Source organism: Winogradskyella sediminis (assembly GCF_003387355.1).
GTDB classification, from domain to species: Bacteria; Bacteroidota; Bacteroidia; order Flavobacteriales; family Flavobacteriaceae; genus Winogradskyella; species Winogradskyella sediminis.
In genome coordinates this window covers 5,001-7,500 of the sequence record NZ_QUNH01000009.1, presented here as the reverse complement: position 1 = coordinate 7,500, position 2,500 = coordinate 5,001, and the positions used below count along the sequence as shown (strand labels likewise).

At 34.4% G+C, this 2,500-nt stretch carries 1 protein-coding gene and 3 rRNA genes (2 of these 4 only partly in view); 1 reads left to right on the top strand and 3 read right to left on the bottom strand.

What is annotated here, in order from left to right; translation table 11 throughout:
• Positions 1 to 76: ribosomal RNA gene (locus tag C8N41_RS16260) — 16S ribosomal RNA — on the bottom strand; it reaches 1,446 nt to the left of the window's first position.
• 1,166 nt (positions 77 to 1,242) lie between these two features.
• Between C8N41_RS16260 and C8N41_RS16255 the strand changes: the two genes are divergently transcribed.
• Positions 1,243 to 1,509 (top strand): DUF6095 family protein, encoded by a 267-nt coding sequence (locus tag C8N41_RS16255; protein WP_115840034.1) that lies wholly within the window; start codon positions 1,243 to 1,245, stop codon positions 1,507 to 1,509.
• A 313-nt stretch (positions 1,510 to 1,822) separates the two neighbouring features.
• On the opposite strand, the gene rrf is transcribed toward C8N41_RS16255, so the two are convergent.
• Together rrf and C8N41_RS16245 are read right to left on the bottom strand one after the other, a co-directional pair.
• Positions 1,823 to 1,932, bottom strand: a 5S ribosomal RNA gene (gene rrf / locus C8N41_RS16250).
• Between the two features lie 119 nt (positions 1,933 to 2,051).
• Positions 2,052 to 2,500: ribosomal RNA gene (locus C8N41_RS16245) — 23S ribosomal RNA — on the bottom strand (it continues 2,376 nt past the right edge of the window).

The following is a 2,500-nucleotide window of genomic DNA, read 5'->3' as shown; positions in this document are numbered from 1 at the left end:
AATGTTACCGTTCGACTTGCATGTGTTAGGCCTGCCGCTAGCGTTCATCCTGAGCCAGGATCAAACTCTTCATCGTTAAATTTTAAGTCTTACGACTATATCTTTAACAACTAATAGGAATTTATCTAGTACTCTAAATGATCTATTCTCTTGTTATAACTAACCGTTTCCAGTTAGTTCTTACGCTGTCAATTCAATATGTTAATGAACTTTCTCTTTACTTTCTCTTAACACTATTGCGCTAAGCGGGTGCAAATATAAAACCCTTTTTTCATTCTCACAACTTTATTTTAAAAAAAATAATTTATTTTTCTAAAGCTAATTTTGTCTGGTAATGAACGTCTGAAACTTGACTACTTGTCTTTGTTTCGGGGTGCAAATATAAAACCCTTTTCTAAACCCACAAGCCCTTTTTAATTTTTATTTTAATCTTTTTTTTAAGACCCTTGAAACCACTATCTTATACCCTAAATCTTTTTTGTTTTTAATTCCTTGATGGCGTGTGTGGCCCATGTGCGCCGATAAAAACCAACGACCTGGACAAGCTAGAACCATAACAAATAAGTGCGTTAGCGGTAGTAGCGGCATCCTTTTTTGTTTCTATATTCTCTTTATATAAAGTAGACAATCTTATATTATAGATAGCAATCATTATAAAATAAGGGTTAAACACATATAAATACAAGTATTTATTATATGTTCTATCCCTAAGATAAAGACGCATCGGTCCTACTTCATAGAATGGTCCTGAATTAAGTTTAGATATTTATTAAAGAATCGTAATATGAATTTAATAGAAAATGAATCAAAAACTATTAAAGGTATTAAAATAGTATCTAAAATTTTGTCATTAGTCGTTATTTCTGGAATTACAAAATATGTTATTAGTACAATAGAGATGTACATCAAACTTAATCCTATAATAGATTGTCTGACATTTTATTAAAATAGAGAATTATTTTCAACAGCAAGATTTCCTACTGAAGTCATAGTTGATCCAGCATTCTCAACCCGAAGTTCAGGAATGTCAATAGGAATAGCACAAAAAAACTACTTCTGAACATAATTACGACGACCATCATGATTTAATTTGGAAAAATAAAACACAACAAGATGGTAAATATATAATTCTGTACCGGCAAGTCAATCCATAGCTCCAACAAGATGATTATGAATAAAAAAATATTTAAAATATGGAAATTACAATTCTATTAAAATAAGTACAACAATGTAAAAAATATTATGACCCTCGCAGATAATAATGGAGCGAACCAAGAGATCTTAACCAAAAGCATAAACCGTTTAACAAATTGTTTAGGTCTTATATTATTAGGTTCTACTTTGGTACGTTTAGCCTTAAGCAATTGTGAAAAGCAACTATACATTCCAACGCTTATTATTGTCTTTATACTTTGTATTGCTACAATTACATTTCTATTTATCGATACCAATACCATTTTAGATGGCATATTCAAGAAAAAAAAGCAAAATGGTGTCTTTTTTATTTGATTAATTTATAAAATCCTTAGTTTCTTAGACCCAGAAACGCAGTTGTCTCTTAAGCTACTAATTAATCACGAGATTTACGTCATTAAATTATGATTAGCCCAATTCATCGAAAGTCAAATTGGTATTTCACTTAATTGATTCTATAATATTAAGAAAAGATTCTCGTTGGTGCTTTTAAAGACCAACTATTTATGTTATTCAAAAAGAAAAAGTAAACCGTATTATACGTTACTCATAAAACATAATTTCTCTTACTACAAAAAAGGAGTAAAAAACAAAAAACCCTTACTAGATCACTAGTAAGGGTTTTCAAAAAAGGCGGCGACCTACTCTTCCACAGTAAAGCAGTACCATCGGCGCAAACGGGCTTAACTACTCTGTTCGGAATGGTAAGAGGTGAGCCCCGTCGCTATAACCACCTTAAGTTTTTATTCTGATATCATCAGAACTTGGGTTGTTATAAATAATCAACACTAATATTGTTGACATATTGAAAAAATCACATGATATGTAAGTAACAAGTACTATATAAAAAAACACCGTACAATAAGCCTATGGGTTATTAGTACTACTCGGCTATGACATTACTGCCTTTACACCTATAGCCTATCAACGTGGTAATCTTCCACGACCCTTTAAAGAAATCTCATCTTGTGGTGGGTTTCGCGCTTATATGCTTTCAGCGCTTATCCCTTCCGAACGTAGCTACCCTGCAATGCTCCTGGCGGAACAACAGGTACACCAGAGGTTCGTCCAACTCGGTCCTCTCGTACTAGAGTCAGATCCACTCAAATTTCTAACGCCCACTGTAGATAGAGACCGAACTGTCTCACGACGTTCTGAACCCAGCTCGCGTGCCACTTTAATGGGCGAACAGCCCAACCCTTGGGACCTTCTCCAGCCCCAGGATGTGACGAGCCGACATCGAGGTGCCAAACCCCCCCGTCGATATGAGCTCTTGGGGGAGATCAGCCTGTTATCCCCGGCGTAC